Annotated in this window: 2 protein-coding genes; both read left to right on the top strand. The window is 59.3% G+C overall.

What is annotated here, in order from left to right:
* Nucleotides 1-210, top strand: a 210-nt coding sequence (locus D1646_RS22270; protein WP_160638510.1) for a DUF5348 domain-containing protein, incomplete at its 5' end; no start/stop codon positions are given.
* A 75-nt stretch (nt 211-285) separates the two neighbouring features.
* A partial coding sequence (locus tag D1646_RS22265; RefSeq protein ID WP_160638509.1) for a PcfB family protein occupies nt 286-563 on the top strand: 278 nt, incomplete at its 3' end.

Genomic DNA, 563 nt, shown 5'->3' with positions numbered 1-563 from the left:
AAACAGGGCGCATTGATCTTCGACGAGCGGACAGACCGCTACGACATCCGCTTTGACCTGGCCGACTACTACGGCGGCTTGCACTGTGGACAGTGCTTCGACGTGATGGTGGGCGGGCGCTGGAAGCCCACCCGGATTGAGTACGCCGCCGACTGGTATCTGGTGGGCATCCGGGCCGACGACCTGAACGGCCTGCGGGTGCGTATCTGATGCGGATTTACCTGCGGCGGCTGGTGGTTCCACCGTAGCCGCCCTTTTCGACTTCTGGCAAAGGAGGTATGACGCTTGCAGGAGGAAGTCACTCAAAAGACCATCGCATTATCCATGAAAACCGGGAAGCTGACGGCCCAAGTGTTGCAAATGGCCCTGAAAAAGTATTTGGAGGCCAGAAAGCACGGCCCCAAGCTCCACCACGGCCAACAGAGCCTAAAGCAGTTGAAGCAGCACGGGGCGGCGCTGTCCAACATTGAGATCACCGACGCCAACATCGCCGCTTTCAAGCCCTGCGCCAAGAAATACGGCGTGGACTTCACCTTGCGAAAGGACAAGACCACCCAGCCGCC

The organism is Pseudoflavonifractor sp. 60, from assembly GCF_009911645.1.
In the GTDB taxonomy this organism is placed as follows: domain Bacteria; phylum Bacillota; class Clostridia; order Oscillospirales; family Oscillospiraceae; genus Lawsonibacter.
The sequence above is the reverse complement of the archived record's forward strand: the minus strand, read 5'-3'. Positions and strand labels throughout refer to the sequence as shown.